The 480-nt window shown below is 55.4% G+C and carries 1 protein-coding gene; it reads right to left on the bottom strand.

Features of this window, described 5'->3' with window-relative positions; translation table 11 throughout:
- The coding region (locus tag AAA938_RS20195) for an IS91 family transposase (protein WP_420915761.1) at positions 1–474 on the bottom strand (474 nt) is incomplete at its 3' end.
- Positions 475–480 lie beyond the last annotated feature (6 nt).

The raw sequence follows: 480 nt of genomic DNA, 5'->3' as shown, positions 1-480 counted from the left end.
CTTCCACTTTCGATGCTTTGTCAATCCGCCTCCGGGCACGATGCAATGCAAATGGGGATGAAGGCTCAGCGTTTGTCCCCAAGTGTGCAGAATAGCAATCATCCCGGCTTTGGCACCCAGATGGGTTGGGTCTTTGGCAAAGCAATGGACCGTCTGCCATGCCGCTTCAAACAGACTGTCATAGACAGCCTTGGGCTGGTACATCGCCAGCTGATTCAGCGTGTCGGGCAGCGTAAAGACCACATGGAAGTAGGGAACTGGAAGCAGTTCGGCTTCTCGCTTGGTGATCCAATCCTCCCTGTTCTTGCCCTGGCACTTCGGACAGTGCCTGTTCCGACAACTATTATAGCTGATACGGGTACTCCCACAGTCGGTACAGGCATCCACATGTCCACCCAAGTCAGCGGTCCGGCAACGCTTAAGCGCTGAAAGCGTCCTGAGCTGCCAGCGGTTGATCTGCGGATGGTTTTCCACCTGGGC

The organism is Algoriphagus taiwanensis, assembly GCF_036245645.1.
GTDB lineage: Bacteria > Bacteroidota > Bacteroidia > Cytophagales > Cyclobacteriaceae > Algoriphagus > Algoriphagus taiwanensis.
This window is presented reverse-complemented; position numbering and strand designations above follow the sequence as displayed.